Source organism: Streptomyces sp. NPDC127092 (assembly GCF_042722475.1).
In the GTDB taxonomy this organism is placed as follows: domain Bacteria; phylum Actinomycetota; class Actinomycetes; order Streptomycetales; family Streptomycetaceae; genus Streptomyces.
The window spans coordinates 35231-50354 of the sequence record NZ_JBHXFE010000039.1 but is presented as its reverse complement, the minus strand read 5'-3'; the positions used below and the strand labels follow the sequence as shown (position 1 = coordinate 50354).

13 protein-coding genes and 1 pseudogene are annotated in these 15124 nt (G+C 73.1%); 8 read left to right on the top strand and 6 right to left on the bottom strand.

Annotation, left to right across the window (positions count from 1 at the left end; all coding sequences use genetic code 11):
* The first annotated feature begins 9 nt into the window (after nucleotides 1–9).
* The 4 genes from ACFWJO_RS27940 (at nucleotide 10) to msrA (ending at nucleotide 4805) form a co-directional block, all read left to right on the top strand.
* Nucleotides 10–1116 (top strand): hypothetical protein, encoded by a 1107-nt coding sequence (locus ACFWJO_RS27940; protein ID WP_386869447.1) that lies wholly within the window; start codon nucleotides 10–12, stop codon nucleotides 1114–1116.
* Between the two features lie 159 nt (nucleotides 1117–1275).
* A complete protein-coding gene (locus ACFWJO_RS27935; RefSeq protein ID WP_386869445.1) occupies nucleotides 1276–2877 on the top strand; it encodes a M48 family metallopeptidase in 1602 nt (533 codons plus the stop codon).
* Between the two features lie 73 nt (nucleotides 2878–2950).
* Nucleotides 2951–4042: a hypothetical protein gene (locus ACFWJO_RS27930; RefSeq protein ID WP_386869443.1), complete on the top strand. Its 1092-nt coding sequence runs from the start codon at nucleotides 2951–2953 to the stop codon at nucleotides 4040–4042.
* 103 nt (nucleotides 4043–4145) lie between these two features.
* On the top strand, nucleotides 4146–4805 hold the full coding sequence (gene msrA / locus ACFWJO_RS27925; protein ID WP_385693526.1) for a peptide-methionine (S)-S-oxide reductase MsrA: 660 nt from the start codon (nucleotides 4146–4148) through the stop codon (nucleotides 4803–4805).
* A 24-nt stretch (nucleotides 4806–4829) separates the two neighbouring features.
* Here msrA and ACFWJO_RS27920 read toward each other — a convergent pair whose 3' ends face one another.
* Nucleotides 4830–6170 (bottom strand): BTAD domain-containing putative transcriptional regulator, encoded by a 1341-nt coding sequence (locus ACFWJO_RS27920; protein WP_386869441.1) that lies wholly within the window; start codon nucleotides 6168–6170, stop codon nucleotides 4830–4832.
* 342 nt (nucleotides 6171–6512) lie between these two features.
* Between ACFWJO_RS27920 and ACFWJO_RS27915 the strand changes: the two are divergent.
* Both ACFWJO_RS27915 and ACFWJO_RS27910 read left to right on the top strand, forming a co-directional pair.
* A pseudogene (locus ACFWJO_RS27915) lies at nucleotides 6513–7436 on the top strand (RNA polymerase sigma-70 factor); the annotation flags it as partial.
* An 83-nt stretch (nucleotides 7437–7519) separates the two neighbouring features.
* Nucleotides 7520–8062 carry a hypothetical protein gene (locus ACFWJO_RS27910; RefSeq protein ID WP_386869439.1) on the top strand — a complete coding sequence of 181 codons (543 nt, stop codon included), beginning with the start codon at nucleotides 7520–7522 and terminating at the stop codon, nucleotides 8060–8062.
* 30 nt (nucleotides 8063–8092) lie between these two features.
* Here ACFWJO_RS27910 and ACFWJO_RS27905 read toward each other — a convergent pair whose 3' ends face one another.
* The gene (locus ACFWJO_RS27905) at nucleotides 8093–9136 is read right to left on the bottom strand and encodes an NAD(P)-dependent alcohol dehydrogenase (RefSeq protein WP_386869437.1); all 1044 of its coding nucleotides are present in this window, start codon (nucleotides 9134–9136) and stop codon (nucleotides 8093–8095) included.
* Nucleotides 9137–9265: 129 nt separating this feature from the next.
* On the opposite strand from ACFWJO_RS27905, the gene ACFWJO_RS27900 reads away from it, so the two are divergent.
* Nucleotides 9266–10126 (top strand): helix-turn-helix domain-containing protein, encoded by an 861-nt coding sequence (locus ACFWJO_RS27900; RefSeq protein WP_386869435.1) that lies wholly within the window; start codon nucleotides 9266–9268, stop codon nucleotides 10124–10126.
* A gap of 107 nt (nucleotides 10127–10233) precedes the next feature.
* Here ACFWJO_RS27900 and ACFWJO_RS27895 read toward each other — a convergent pair whose 3' ends face one another.
* The gene (locus ACFWJO_RS27895) at nucleotides 10234–11505 is read right to left on the bottom strand and encodes an Ig-like domain-containing protein (RefSeq protein ID WP_386869433.1); all 1272 of its coding nucleotides are present in this window, start codon (nucleotides 11503–11505) and stop codon (nucleotides 10234–10236) included.
* Nucleotides 11506–11744: 239 nt separating this feature from the next.
* Nucleotides 11745–12089, bottom strand: coding sequence for a hypothetical protein (locus ACFWJO_RS27890; RefSeq protein WP_386869431.1), 345 nt, complete (start codon nucleotides 12087–12089; stop codon nucleotides 11745–11747).
* Between the two features lie 110 nt (nucleotides 12090–12199).
* Between ACFWJO_RS27890 and ACFWJO_RS27885 the strand changes: the two genes are divergently transcribed.
* Nucleotides 12200–12466: a hypothetical protein gene (locus ACFWJO_RS27885; RefSeq protein ID WP_386869429.1), complete on the top strand. Its 267-nt coding sequence runs from the start codon at nucleotides 12200–12202 to the stop codon at nucleotides 12464–12466.
* Nucleotides 12467–12606: 140 nt separating this feature from the next.
* Here the strand turns inward: ACFWJO_RS27885 and hutH are convergent, their stop codons facing one another.
* Together hutH and ACFWJO_RS27875 are read right to left on the bottom strand one after the other, a co-directional pair.
* A complete protein-coding gene (gene hutH / locus ACFWJO_RS27880; protein WP_386869504.1) occupies nucleotides 12607–14148 on the bottom strand; it encodes a histidine ammonia-lyase in 1542 nt (513 codons plus the stop codon).
* 41 nt (nucleotides 14149–14189) lie between these two features.
* Complete coding sequence (locus ACFWJO_RS27875) at nucleotides 14190–15086, bottom strand: NmrA/HSCARG family protein (RefSeq protein ID WP_386869427.1); 897 nt, start codon at nucleotides 15084–15086, stop codon at nucleotides 14190–14192.
* Between the last annotated feature and the right edge of the window lie 38 nt (nucleotides 15087–15124).

Here is a 15124-nt window from a genome sequence, read left to right as displayed (position 1 = left end):
AATGGACGCATGGAGATTCTGTGGTTCCTCATCGCGCTGGGCATGCTGTTCGGTGTTCTGGCTCCCTTCGTGTGGCGCGGCAGGCGCGGTGTCATCCGCCCCGTGGCGCCCGGCTCGCCCGACGCGGCGGACCCCGAGGCGTACGGGTTCCTGCGCCAGGAGGAGCAGGACGTGCGGCTGCCGGGACCGGACCGGGATCTCCTCGACGTGCTGGACGTGGTGCAGGCGACGCAGGACTGGCGGGCCGCCTCGCAGCTGTTGAAGGGCACCGAGAAGGAGGGCGAGATCCGCTGGCAGCGGGTCCAGGCCTTCGCGGGCGCGGCCTCCCTCGAACTGGCCGAGCGGCCCGGCGTCGGCGGTGCGTGGCTGCGCTCCTGGCGGGCCGAGGCGCCCAAGGACCCGGGCGGCGCGCAGGTGTACGCCGAGTTCCTGGTGCAGCAGGCGTGGCGGACCTCGGCGGCGGGCACGCAGGACTTCCGGGTCATCCTGGAGGAGGCGAGGACGGCGTGCGAGCAGGCCGCGCTCCTCGCGCCGGGCGACCCCGTGCCGTACATCTCGCAGCTCGCCGTGGCCCGTGGACTCGGATACGCCCACGAGGAGTTCGACCTGGTGTGGGCGAAGGTCATCGACCGGGCGCCGGAGCACATGGGCGCGCATCTGGCGGCGCTGCACTACTGGTGCGAGAAGTGGCACGGCTCGCGTGAGGAGGCGGACCACTTCGCGACGACGGCCGCCGCCCGCGCACCGCGCGGTTCGCTGCTCGCGGCGCTGCCGCTGTTCGCCGTCTTCGAGAACCGGCCCGAGTTCGTCGTCGGCGTGGACTTCCACCGCACGGCGGTGGTGACGAAGGCCGTGGAGGGCGCCATGTACGCGGTGCACTCGGCGCGGGCCGACGACCCGATGCTGGCGCACGTGCGGCACCTGCTCGTGGAGTTCCTGCTGGGCGCGGAGCGCTGGAGCGAGGCCATGCAGCTCCTGTTGAAGGTGGACGGTTACGTGGGCGCGCTGCCGTGGACGCTGGACGAGGACCCGGCGGCGGCGTACACGCTGCGGCGGAACCTGGTGGTGGCGGCGTACGAGGCGAACGGCGGGAGCCCGGCGACGCTGCCGCGGTGAGCGGGGCGCGGGGCGGCCGGCCCGCGCGCGATCGGCTGGACGTCGGGGCGGTCGGCTCGCGCGGAATCGGCTGGACGTCCTACCCGCGGGTAGGCGATACTCCGCACTCCCCCCACATGCCTGATCGTTTCCGTTTTTCCCGTGGGGGGACTCTGCCCGATGGGCGCGACTCTGCGTGCCGTGCGCGCGTTCGTACTGCTTTCCGGTTTCTATCTGCTCGGCCTCGGGCTGCTCGCACTGCTCGGTGCCGTCGACTGGGCGTCGTGGGTGTGGGCGCCCGCGGCGGTCCGGCTCAAGATCTTCGTGCTCACCGTGGTCCTGGCGATCCCTGTCGTCCGGGGCATGTTCATGCTGCGGACCCCGCGTGACGGCGAGCCCGGCGGACTCCTCGTCAGCGAGGCGGACGAGCCCCGGCTGTGGGCGACCGTGCGCGAGCTGGCCGGGCAGGTGGGCACCCGGGCGCCGGACGAGATCCGGCTGACTCCCGACGTGAACGCCGCCGTCAGCGAGGACGCCCGCTTCCTCGGCCTGCTTGGCGGCCGCCGCCGGCTGTTCCTGGGGCTGCCGCTGATGGCCGGCCTCGACGAGGCCGGGCTCCGCGCGGTCCTCGCCCACGAGCTGGGCCACTACGGCAACGCGGACACCCGCCTGTCCGCGCTCACCGTCCGCGGGCGCGTCCAGGTCGGCCGCATGATCGCGATGTTCCACGCGAAGGCCGACGCCAAGGTCGCGCAGGAGCGGGCGCGCCAGGAGAAGAAGTCCGAGAAGCGGGTCGCCAAGGGCAAGTCGGCCAAGGAGGTCGACACCACCGGCACCGGCGTCACCTACCGCGTGATGGCGAAGATCTACTCGGCGTACGGGCGGCTCTACCTGCGCGCCACCCTGTCCGGCGCCCGTCGCCAGGAACTCGCCGCCGACCTGGCCGCCGCCCGGATCGCGGGCCGCGACGCCACGGCGCGGGCGCTGCGCGAGATCCACGCGATCGACGCCGCCCACGACTTCTACCTCTCGTCGTACGCGACCCTCGGCACCGAGTTCGGGCTGCTGCCCGCCCGTGGCGAGGTGTTCGGCGGCGTACGGCACCTGCTCGCCGCCCGCGCCGGCGAACTGGCCGGGCTGCGCGAGGAACTGCCGCAGGAGCCCGCCTCCCCCTACGACTCCCACCCGCCGGTGGCCGAGCGGGTCGCCCGGATCGAGGCGCTGCCGGACGACGGCCGGTCCGCCGAGGGCACCGGGCCCGCGCTCGGTCTGCTGACCGATCCCGAGGCCGCGCTGGCGGCGGTCGAGGACGTGTCCCTGACGCCGGAGGCGCAGCGGATGCGGCGCCTGGCATGGCCCGAGCTGGTCCACGAGTCCATGAGCGCCCGGGTCGCCCAGGGCGCGGAGGAGCTGCGCACGGCGGCCGGAGGGGCGGCGGTCACGCTCCCCGGGCTGCTCGACGCGATCGACGCCGGCTCGCTGTGGGAGATCGCCGGCCGCCTGCCGAAGTCCGAGGAGGCCGCGGCGGCGAGCGGCCGCGTGGCCCGCGAGTTCGCCCGCCCCGCCCTGCGCCGCGGCCTGTCCGCGATGGTGACCGACGAACTGCTCCGCTCGGGCCGCGCCCGCTGGGAGCTCTCCTGGAGCGGCCCCGCGACCCTGCACCTGGCCGACGACACGGCGGACCGTCTCCCCGCGGCCCTGGACGCGGCCACGGCCGACCGTCCGGACACGGGTCCGCTGCGCGCGCTGCTGGCGCCGGCCGCTCCGGCCACGGCCCACTGAGCGTCCCCCCAGGGCCTGTCCGGCCCAGATCCGCCGGACAGGCCCCAGACCTTCTCACGAGGAACCTCCACTGATGCCCCGTCTCATCCCCATGATCGTGATCGCGGTGGCGATCTACTTCTGGCTCCGGTCCCGCAAGGCCCGGAAGGCGGAGTCCGGACCGGCCGCCACCGGCCGGGCGGCCGGTGCACCGCAGCTGTCGGCCCGCTCGGCCGCGCTCGGTTTCCTGCCCGCCGACCGGCTCGACACCGAGCGGAGCCGACCGCTCGACCCGGCGCTCGCCGCGGCGCTCGACGCCGCGCGCACGGGTGACTGGAAGCCCGCCGCGGAGCTGCTGTCGGCCACCACCGCCGGTCCCGACTGGGAGACCCGGACGTTCCAGGTGGCCCGGCTCGGCTCGCTGGCCGCCGAGGACGACACCTGGCTCGCGGCGTGGGAGGCCGCGGATCCCGACAGCCCGGACGCCGCCGTCGTACGCGCCGACAGCTCCGTCAGCCTGGCCGGGGAACTGCGCGGCAGCGCGACGGCGGCCAACACCACGCAGGAGCAGTTCGACGGCTTCCACCGCATGATGCGCCGGGCCCGCGGCGAGATCGCCCGGGCCGCCGAACTCAACCCCGCCGACCCCACCCCGTACATCGACGAGATCTGGGTCGCGCTCGCCCTGCGCTACTCGCACGACGACATGCGCGCCCTCTGGGAGCGCATCACGGCCCGCGCCCCGCACCACTACTCGGCGCACTACGCGGCGATGCAGTACTGGTGCCAGAAGTGGCGCGGCTCGGTGGAACTGGCGCGCGAGTTCACCGACCGGGTGGTCGCCACCGCTCCCCCCGGCAGCCTGCTGACGGCGTTCCCGCTGATCAGCTGGTACGAGCACGAGTCCTTCGGCCACACCGACCGGGGCTACCGCACGCCCGAGGTGTCGGCCATGGTCGACGCCCTGGCGGCGGACGTGGCGGCGGCGCCGGCCGACCACCTGCGGCTCAACGAGGTCAGGCTGCTGCTCGCCTGGTACCTGGTCGAGCTGCGCCGCTACCCGGAGGCCCTGGAGCAGTTCCGGCTGGTGGACGGCCACATCGGGGCGTTCCCGTGGAACTACTACGGGGACCCGGCGAAGGCGTACGTGAAGGCCCGCGAGCTGACCGTCCGCAAGGCGGGCTGAGGACACGGGCCGGGACGCGGCGGGGCTGCGAGGGGGCGGGTCGGGAATCCCTTGCGGCCCCGCCGCGTTGTGCCTGTCGCCGACCGTCGAGGAGAGATGCAGCATGTTCCTGTCCCGCACCCCCGTCCTCCCCACTCCCGACCAGGCCCTGGGCGGGCGCCCCGAGCCCGCGTTCCAGGTCCCGGAGCGCCACACCGTCCTCGGCACGCCGCTGCTCGGCCCCTACCCGGAGGGCCTGGAGGTCGCGGACTTCGCCCTGGGCTGTTTCTGGGGCGCCGAGCGCAAGTTCTGGCAGACCGAGGGCGTGTACACGACGCTCGTCGGCTACCAGGGCGGCTACACGCCGAACCCGCTGTACGAGGAGGTCTGCTCGGGCCTCACGGGCCACACGGAGGTCGTCCGCGTGGTCTTCGACCCGTCGAAGGTCTCGTACGAGCGGCTGCTCAAGCTGTTCTGGGAGTCGCACGACCCGACCCAGGGCTTCCGCCAGGGCAACGACGTCGGCACCCAGTACCGCTCGGCCGTCTACACCCACTCCGACGAGCAGGCCGCGACGGCCGAGGCCTCCCGCGAGGCGTACCAGAAGGTCCTGACCGGCTCCGGCTACGGCGAGATCACCACCACGGTCCTGCCGGCCGAGGGCCGCACCTTCTACCCGGCGGAGGCCTACCACCAGCAGTACCTGGACAAGAACCCGGCCGGCTACTGCGGCATCGGCGGCACGGGCGTGTCCTGCCCGATCGGGGTCGCCAAGGCGGAGTAGCCCCGCCGGCCCGCCCGTTCCTCGTCAGTCCCGGCCGTCGCCGCAGGTCGCCAGTGAGCACCAGCGGCGGCGGCCGGACTCGTCCAGGAAGAGCCAGCCGCAGTCGGCGCTCGGGCAGGCGCGGAGGGTGAGCCGGCGCGGGTCGGCGAGGAGGTCGGCGGCGGCGCGGGCGACCGCGAGCAGCGGGAGGTCGAGGCCCGCCGAGGGAGTCAGCCGCCAGTGGGCGAGGCCGTCGGGGCCCAGGGTGAGCACGGCGGCGCGGGCCGCCCGCCGTGCCGCGTCGGCGACCGTGCGGAAGGCGCGGGCGTCGGCGGGATCGGTGAGGCAGGCGTACAGCGCGGCGCGGAAGGCCCGGGCCTCGTCGAGGGCCGTCGCGGCGGCCTCCGGCCGGTCGGCGGCCTCCTTGAGGAGCCGGTCCACGAGGGCGTCGTCCGCCAGGTCGTGGTGCCCGGCCCAGGCGGCGAGCGCCGGGTAGCCGCGCAGCCAGTCGGAGCCCGGCACGGCCGGGTCGCGGCGCCAGCCCGCGTACGTGTTGCAGAACTCCAGGGCCGGATGCCCGCCGGTCGTCCACGGCAGCCACTGGTCGCGGACCCGGACCGCGTACAGCGGCGCCGGCGGGCGGTCCAGGCGCGGGTCGCCGGTCAGGATGCGGTCGTGGAGGGTGGTCAGGACCGGGCCGGGGTCGATGCCGAGTTCGGTGTCGAGCCGGCGGCGGGTGGTCTCGTAGAGCTCCAGTGCCTCGGACTGCCGCCCGGCCCGGTAGAGGGCCGTCATCAGGGCCGCCACCAGGCGCTCCCTGCCGGGGTGCGCGGCGGCGAGCGGGCCGAGGTCCGCGAGCACCCGGGTGTGCAGGCCCATGGCCAGCTGGGTCTCGGCCCGCTGTTCGAGCGCGGAGAGCCGCAGCTCGGCCAGCCGGCCGCCGAGCCGCTCGCGCAGGGCCTCGTCGACGGTGCCGTCGAGCAGCGGGCCGCGCCACAGGGCGAGCGCCGCGTCGTGACAGCGCACCTGCTCGCCGGGGTCGCCGGCGGTCGCCGCCCGCCCGACGAGGTCGAGGAACTCCCGTACGTCCACCCGGTGCCGGCCGTCGTCCAGCTCGATCGCGTAGCCCTCGTGGCGGGTGGCGACGGTCACGCCGTACGGCTTGAGCGCGGCCCGCACCCGGCCGACGTAGGTGTGCACGGTGGAGCGCGCGGAGGCGGGCGGGACGCCGTTCCACAGCAGCTCGGCGAGCCGGGCCACGGGCACCACCCGTCCCGCGTCGAGCAGCAGGATCGCGAGCAGGCACCGCTCCTGGCGGCGGGTCCCGAGCTCGACGCGCGCGCCCTCATGGCGGGCCTCGAAGGGACCGAGGAGGCTGAAGTCCATGGAGGGTCACCCTAGGAGGCAGGGCGGGCGCCGGCACGGCCCGCGGCGGGACGGTCTGCCGCCGGGAGCGGGGATGTCACAGACGGGGCGGCCGTCTCGTCTCCGAGGGTGGAGCGGTGTCTCCCGGCACGGAGACGGCCGGCCACGGGTCACGAGGAGGAGAGCGGAATGAGCGGGTCGGGCACGGCGGAGGGGTGGAGCGGCGGCTCGGGCGGGGCTGGTGGGGCCGGAGGGGCCGACCGGGCTGGTGGGGCCGACAGGGCTGGTGGGGTCGACAGGGCTGGTGGGGTCGACAGGGTCGGCAGGGCTGGTGGGGCCGACGGGGCCGGCGGGGCTGGTGGGACCGAGGAGTTCGAGGGGTTGCGGCCGCTGTTGTTCTCCATCGCCTACCGGATCCTCGGCAGCGTCAGCGAGGCCGAGGACGCCGTGCAGGAGACCTGGCTGCGCTACGCCTCCGCCCCGAACCCGCCCCGCTCGACCAAGGCCTTCCTCTCCGCGACCGTCACCCGCATCTCCATCGACGTGCTGCGGTCGGCGCGGGTCCGGCGGGAGCAGTACGTCGGCGAGTGGCTGCCGGAGCCGCTGCTCGCCGACCCGTACGAGGACCCCGAGCGCTCGGCGGAGCTGGCGGACTCGGTGTCGATGGCGGCGCTGCTGCTCCTGGAGCGGCTGAGTCCCCTGGAGCGGGCGGTGTTCGTGCTGCGCGAGGTCTTCGGCTTCGGTTTCCCGGAGGTCGCGTCGGCGGTGGGACGTTCGGAGGCGGCCTGCCGGCAGCTCGCGGTACGGGCGCGGCGGCACATGGCGGAGGGGCGGCCGCGCTTCGAGGCGGACCGCGTGGAGCGGGAGGAGCTGGCGGCGCGCTTCTTCGACGCGCTCCAGGCGGGCGAGGTCGACGGGCTGCGGGCGCTGCTCTCGGCCGACGCGCAGCTGGTCGGGGACGGCGGCGGCAAGGCTCCGCAGCTGGGCAGGACCGTGGTCGGCGCCGACCACGTGGCCCGTCTGCTCGCCGCGTACTACGGCGTGCTGCTCGACGTCGACGTGACCTGCGAGGCGCGCGAGGTGAACGGCAGCCCGGGCGCGGTCTTCCGCGACCGGGACGGCCGGGTGCTGTTCACCTGGACGCTCGACGTGCTCGACGGGCACATCCAGACGATCCGCTCGGTGTCCAATCCCGACAAGCTCGGGCACCTGGGTCCGGTCGGGGACGGCTGGGGCGTCGCCGAGGAGATCAAGGACCGCCGCCGCGAGGAACGCCGGACGTCGTGAGCTCCGTGGTCAGGTTCTGGTGAGGGCACGGCGCGAGGGTGGCACCGCAACGGTTCGACCGCCCTTCCCCGCAAGGAGTTTCCATGCGACGTGTCCTCGTCTCCCTCACCGCCGCCTGCGCCGCCCTGTTCGCCGCGACGGTCCCGGCCGGCGCCGCCGGCTCGGCCGGCACCGCCTCCGACGCGGCCACCGACGGCGGCACCGGCTGGGAGCCGGCGCCCTCCCCGTCCTGGTCGTATCCGGCAGGCGTGCGCTGCGACTTCGCGGTGCAGGGGGCGCCGGTGGTGGACGAGGTGGTGCGACGGACGGTCGCGGCCTATCCGAACGGCACGAAGCTCGTCGAGTACAAGGGCGCGCTCGTGGTCCGGGTGGTGAACACCGCGACGGGCGCCTCGTACGACGCGGACGCGAGCGGCCACGCGCTGGTCGAGCTCCGGCCCGACCGCTCGCAGCGCTGGTACGTGTTCGGCCCGATCCTGGCGGGCTTCGGCACGGACGGCGGCAACGTGCCGCGCGGCCTGTACACCCTGGACGGCGCATACACCCTGGACGTCTCCACCACCGGCTACAAGACGCTGACGATGCTCGACGGCACGACCGACCCGCTCTGCGACAAGGTCGCCTGAGCGGGCGCGGCCGCGCCGTCGCCATGCTCGTCAGATCGTCGACGCGTCGATCACGAAGCGGTAGCGCACGTCGGACGCGATGACCCGCTCGTAGGCCTCGTTGACCTGGTCGGCGGTGATCAGCTCGATCTCGGCGCCCAGGCCGTGCGCGGCGCAGAAGTCCAGCATCTCCTGGGTCTCCTTGATGCCGCCGATCATCGAGCCGGCCAGCGTCTTGCGGCCGCCGATCAGGGAGAACAGGCCGACCTTGACCGGCTCCTCCGGGGCGCCGACGTTCACCAGGGCGCCGTCGGTCCTGACCAGGCTCAGGTAGGCGTCGAAGTCCAGCGGCGCGGAGACCGTGGAGATCACCAGGTCGAAGGTGCCGCGGAGGGCCGTGAAGGTCTCCGGGTCGCTGGTGGCGTAGTAGTGGTCGGCGCCCAGCTTGAGGGCGTCCTCCTGCTTCTTCAGGGACTGGCTGAGGACGGTCACCTCGGCGCCGAGCGCGTGGGCGATCTTGACGCCCATGTGGCCGAGGCCGCCGAGGCCGACGATCGCGACCTTCTTGCCGGGACCGGCCTGCCAGTGGGCGAGCGGCGAGTAGAGGGTGACGCCGGCGCACAACAGCGGGGCGGCGACGTCGAGCGAGATGCCCTCGGGGATGCGCAGGGTGTAGTTCTCGTCGACGACGATGTGGCTGGAGTAGCCGCCGTAGGTCGGCTCGCCGTTCTTGTCGAGGGCGTTGTACGTGCCCGTCATGCCGTTGACGCAGTACTGCTCCAGGCCCTGCTGGCAGTACTCGCACGTGCGGCAGGAGTCGACGAAGCAGCCGACGCCGACGCGGTCGCCGACCTTGTGCCTGGTGACGCCGGGGCCGACCTCGGTGACGATTCCGGCGATCTCGTGGCCGGGCACCATCGGGAAGATGCCCTCTCCCCAGCCGTTGCGTGCCTGGTGGATGTCGGAGTGGCAGATGCCGGCGTACTTGATCTCGATGAGGACGTCGTGCTCGCCCACCGCGCGGCGCGGCACGGTGGTGCGCTCCAGCGGGGCGTTGGCGGCGGGTGCTGCGATGGCGGAAACGTTCGTGGTCATGGCGGAAAGCCTGCCGGAGGTTTTCGGCCGTACCCAGACCACTGTTCTGCCTACGACCCGTGTGCCTACCACTGGCAGGGACAGGAACGTACGTCCGTTCCCGGCCACGAACGGGAATACTGGGGTCGTATGGACCTCAGTGCCGAACTCAGCGAATTCCTCCGCTCCCGCCGGGCACGCCTGAAGCCGCAGGACGTGGGACTGCCCGAGTTCGGGCGGCACCGCCGGGTGCCGGGCCTGCGCCGGGAGGAGCTTGCGCAGCTGGCCGGCGTGTCCGTGGCGTACTACACCCGCCTCGAGCAGGGCAACGGCAGGAACGTGTCCATGGAGGTCCTGGACTCGATCGCGCGGGCGCTGCGGCTCAGCGACACCGAGCGGGCTCATCTGACGCACCTCGCCAGGCCGACCGTGAAGAAGCGGCAGCGGGCGGCGAGCGCCCGCCCCCAGCAGATCCGGCCGGGCCTCGCGCATCTCCTCGACGCCCTGGAGGGCGTGCCGGCCTTCGTCCTGGGGCGGCGGGGCGACATCCTGGCCTGGAACAGGATGGCGCGGGCCCTGATGGGCGATCTCGACGCGTGGGAACCGCGGGACCGGAACATGGCCCGGATGATCTTCCTCGACCCCAACGCGCGTGACCTGTACGTCGACTGGGAGTGCAAGGCGACCGAGGTCGTGAGCGTGCTGCGGCTGTACGCCGGTGTCTATCCCGACGATCCGGAGCTGCTGTCGCTGGTGGGCGAACTGTCGGTCCGGAGCGAGGAGTTCCGCTCGCTGTGGGCGGCGCACACGGTGACCGACAAGGGGCACGGGCAGAAGCGGCTGCGGCATCCGCTGGTGGGCGAGATGACGCTGCAGTACGAGTCGCTGAAGGTGTCGGGCGACGACCCGGACCTCGTGCTCGTGACGTACCACGCGGAGCCGGGCTCGCCCTCGGCGGACGCGCTGCGGCTGCTGGCGCAGTGGGGCGTGGACAAGCCCGCCGAGGTGTGAGAGGCGCGAGAAAGGCCCCCTCCGCTGCCGGAGGGGGCCTTTCCTGTCGTCGAAGCCTGACGTCGACCTGTGCCGTCGAAGCCTGTCGTCGACTCGTGCCGGACGGGTCAGACCGCGGAGCCGGCCTTCCACGCCGACCAGCTCATGTTCCAGCCGTTGAGGCCGTTGTCGGGAGCGATCGTCTTGTCCGCGGAGTTCTTGACGATGACGACGTCGCCGATCATCGAGTTGTTGTAGAACCAGGCGGCCTGCTGGTTCGGGTCGCCGGCGCCCTTGACGTCGGCGAGGCCCACGCAGCCGTGGCTGGTGTTCACGCTGCCGAAGATGGAGCGGGCACCCCAGTAGTTGCCGTGGATGAAGGTGCCGGACGTGGACAGGCGCATGGCGTGCGGCACGTCCTTGATGTCGTACTCGCCCTTGCCGTCGTCGTCGGTGAAGCCGACGGTGGCGCCGTTCATCCGGGTCTCCTTGAACTTCTCGGAGATCACCATCTGGCCGTTGTAGGTGGTGTTGTCCGGGGAGCCGGCGGAGATCGGGATGGTCTTGACCGTGCGGCCGTCCTGCTTGACGGTCATCGTCTTCGTCTTGACGTCGACGGTGGAGACCTGGTTGCGGCCGATCTTGAAGGTGACGGTCTTCTGCTGGACGCCGTAGACGCCCTTGGCGCCCTCGACGCCGTCGAGGTCCAGCTTCATGGTGACCGTCGAGCCCTCGGCCCAGTAGTTCTCCGGGCGGAAGTCGAGCCGCGTGGAGTTGAACCAGTGGCCGACGACCTCCTGGCCGGAGCTGGAAGTGACGGAGATGCCGCCCTGGACGGCCTTCTTGTCGGTGATCGCCTTGTTGAAGTTGATCGAGACCGGCATGCCGACGCCGACCGTGGAGCCGTTCTCCGGCGTGAAGTTGCCGATGAAGCTGTTGGCCTGCGAGACCGTGGTGAACGAGGAGTTCTCGTGGGCCTCGAGGCCAGAGGCGTCCTTCGCGGTCGCGGCGATCTTGTAGACGGTGCCGCGCTTGAGCTGGCCGGTCGGCTTCCAGCTGAGACCGTCGGCGGCTATCTCGCCCTCGACGGCGGTGCCCTCGGCGGAGGTCATGGTGACGTCCGTGAGCTTGCCGTCGGTGACGGTCACCTTGGCGTCGTCGTTGATCGACGCGTTCTGGGCACCGTTCTCCGGCGAGATGGTGATCTGCGCCTTGGAGGTCTTCTGGGCGGCGGCCTCGTCGACCTGGGCCTGTGACTGCGCGCTCTGCGAGGCGTCGGCGGCGCTGCCGCCCTTGTCGCTGTCGCTGCAAGCCGAGAGCACCAGCACGCCACCGAGCACCGCGGCCGCGGCCGCCAGGCTCTTGCGGCGCTTGCCGTCCGTCATCACACGCTTCTCCATCGTCGCCGACTACCTGCCACTTCCCACTGGAACGACCATCAGAACCCGCCCGGTTCCGTATCCGGAGGGTTTGTGGGGAACACCACTGATCCACACGCACCGGCGGGCCGTTCGGTTCCCGGGCGCGGGGAGGCCCCGGGACACCGACGCCCCGGGGCCTCCGTCAGCACGCGATCGGCAGGCGATCGGCACACGGTCGGCCGGCGATCCGCACACGGTCGCCGCCCGACCGGAAGGAGTCAGGTGCGGTCTTCTTCGTCGTCTTCCCACCCACCATCTTCGTCCTCGTCGTCCCAGTCCCTCGCATCGGGGTCGTAGTCGATCTCCTCGGTGCTCCACGAGGCCTGGACCAGCTCGATCCCGGGGACGGTCCCGACGACGTCGAAGGGCTCGACCAGGTAGGCCAGGGCCTCCGCGCTGTCCTCGACGACGGCGGTGCGGGCGTGCGTCCGCTCCTCCTCCGGCAGCGACGTGTCGGACTCGATGCGGCCGACGGCGGCCTCGGTCAGCTCGGCGGGCCCGTCGATCTCGAGGACCAGATCGACCCGAAGCCGTACATAGCGTGAAGTCTCGGAAGTGCTCATGGGCGGAGCGTAGAGCGCCGGGTGGCCTCGGCTTTCCCGCGACCCGCTGTGTTCAATACCATCGGCGCACCTACCAAGTTCGCGGTTTCCGCAAGGGGGATCGAAAACACGTGTCCGTCGCCCGACGCCCGCTGCTCACCGCCACCGCCGCGGGGACATTGCTCTGCGCACTGTGGTTCGTGCCGTCCGCGAACGCGACGGGCGAGCAGGGCAGATCCGACGGCGGCCGACCGGCCGTCACGGAGGGCCAGGACGCGCGGCTCGCGGAGACCGGCGGCCTGGACACCACGCCGTACCTGCTGGGCGGGACGCTGTTCCTGGGCGTGGGCGCGGGCTTCGTGACCCTGGCGATGCGCCGCGGCGGCCGGGCCGCGTAAGGCGTCGCGCGTCGGCGTCGCGCGTCGGCGTCGCGCGTCGGCCGGGGCTCGTCGAGACGTGCCGAGTCCTCGTCCCGTACGGCGAAGGGCCGCCCCGGCATCCGGGACGGCCCTCGCGCGTGTGCTCGCGGAGTGCGGAGTTACGCCAGCGGGCCGGTGACCGGCTCGACGGCGGCGACCAGCCGGCCCTCGCGTACGAAGGTGTCGGCGGCGGCCAGGTCGGGCGCGAGGAAACGATCCGGCCCGGGGCCCTCGACGCCGGCCGCGCGCAGCGCCTCGATGACCGCGGCGGAGGCGGGCGCCGGGCTCAGGCCGTGGCGGAGCTCGATGGCGCGGGTGGCGGCGTAGAGCTCGACGGCGATGATCCGGTTGAGGTTGCCGATCGCGGTGCGCAGCTTGCGGGCGGCGGACCAGCCCATGGAGACGTGGTCCTCCTGCATCGCCGAGGACGGGATGGAGTCGGCGGAGGCCGGGACGGCGAGCCGCTTCATCTCGCTGACCAGGGCGGCCTGCGTGTACTGGGCGATCATCAGGCCGGAGTCCACGCCGGCGTCGTCGGCCAGGAACGGCGGCAGGCCGTGCGAGCGGTTCTTGTCGAGGAGCCGGTCGGTGCGGCGCTCGGCGATGGAGCCGAGGTCGGCGGCGGCGATCGCGAGGAAGTCGAGGACGTACGCGACGGGGGCGCCGTGGAAGTTGCCGTTGGAGCGGACTTCGCCGTTGCCCAGGACCACCGGGTTGTCGACGGCGGCGGCCAGCTCGCGCTCGGCGACGAGCCGGGCGTGGGCCATGGTGTCGCGGCCGGCACCGGCGACCTGCGGGGCGCAGCGCACCGAGTAGGCGTCCTGGACGCGCGGGGCCTCGCCGCTCTGGTAGTGGCCGGTGAGCTCGGAGCCCTTGAGCACGGCCAGCATGTTGGCGGCGGAGGCGGCCTGGCCCGGGTGCGGGCGGATGGCGTGCAGCTCGGGCTCGAGGACCTTCTCGGTGCCGAGGAGCGCTTCGAGGGAGAGCGCGGCGGTGACGTCGGCCGACTTGTAGAGGTTGTCGAGGTCGGCGAGGGCCATGACCAGCATGCCGAGCATGCCGTCGGTGCCGTTGAGGAGGGCGAGGCCCTCCTTCTCGCGCAGCTCGACGGGCTCGATGCCGGCGGCGGCGAGCAGCTCGCCGGCGGGCTTGACGACACCGTCGGGGCCCTCGGCGTCCCCCTCGCCCATGAGGGTGAGGGCGCAGTGGGAGAGCGGCGCGAGGTCGCCGGAGCAGCCGAGCGAGCCGTACTCGTGGACGACCGGCGTGATGCCCGCGTTGAGCAGGTCGGCCATGGTCTGGGCGACCTCGGGCCGGACGCCGGTGTGGCCGGAGGCGACGGTCTTGAGCCGCAGGAACATCAGCGCGCGCACGACCTCGCGCTCGACCCGCGGACCCATGCCGGCGGCGTGCGAGCGCACGATGTTGCGCTGCAGCTGGGTGCGCAGCTCGTGGCCGATGTGCCGGGTGGCGAGCGCCCCGAACCCGGTGGAGACGCCGTACACCGGCTCGGGCTTGGCGGCGAGCGCGTCCACGGTGGCGCGGGCGGCGGCGAGCGCCTGGACGGCTTCGGACGACAGCTCGACGCGGGCGCCGTGGCGGGCTACGTCGATGACGTCCTGCGGGGTGGTGCCGGACGTCCCAAGGACGACAGTCTGCATATCCATATTCAGCACCCTACGGACTGAAGAGCGACCTGTCACTAGACGGCAGGAGTGAGGCTCTCGTTCTCGCCCCGCGCGAGCAGTCCGGCCCAGTCCTGACCTGCGGCCCAGTCCGCGAAGGTGTGCCAGCCGACCTCGGGGTACGCGCGGCGCAGGCCGGCGACGTCGACGCCGAGGCCATGGTCGGCGAAGTACGCGAACATGGCGGCCAGGTCGGTGGAGTGGCGGCGGACGACGTCGAGCGGCACCTCGTGGTGGACGATCGGCCGGCCGGCGGCGGACGCGAGGATCGCGGCCATCTCCTCGGAGGTGCGCTCGTCGGAGGCGATGTCGACGCGGCGGCCGGTGAACTCGGCGCGGCGCTGCAGGGCGAGCGCGGCGAAGGCGCCGATGTCGGTGGCGGCGATGAGGGTGAGGGGCGTGGCGGACGGCATGGGCCAGGCGAAGGAGCCCTCGCGCAGGCTCTCCAGGGTCCAGCCGTCGGCGTAGTTGCCCATGAAGGCGACCGGGCCGAGCACCGTCCAGGGCAGGCCGGAGGCGTACAGGTGCTGCTCGACGGCCCACTTGCTGTCGTAGTGCGGGACGCCGGTCCCGCGGTCCGCGTGGGCGGCGGAGGTGAACACGACGTGGCCGAGACGGGCGGCCGCGGCGGCGTCGACGAGCTCCTTGCCCTGACGTATCTCGGTGGCGATGTCCGTGCCGAAGGGCGTGGTGACGGCGAAGAGCGAGTCCGCGCCGGCGAGGGCGGCGTCGAGCGAGGCGCGGTCGTCGAAGTCGGCGCGGCGGACGTCGGCACCGAGGGCGGCCAGGGCGCGGGCGGCGGGCGAGCCGGGGTCGCGGGTGAGGGCGCGGACGTGCTGTCCGGCGGAGAGCAGGGCGCGGGCGGTGGCTCCGCCCTGGGCGCCGGTGGCACCGGTGACGGCGACGGTGAGCATGCGATCCTCCGGAGAGTTCTCTGCGTGACGCAACCTTT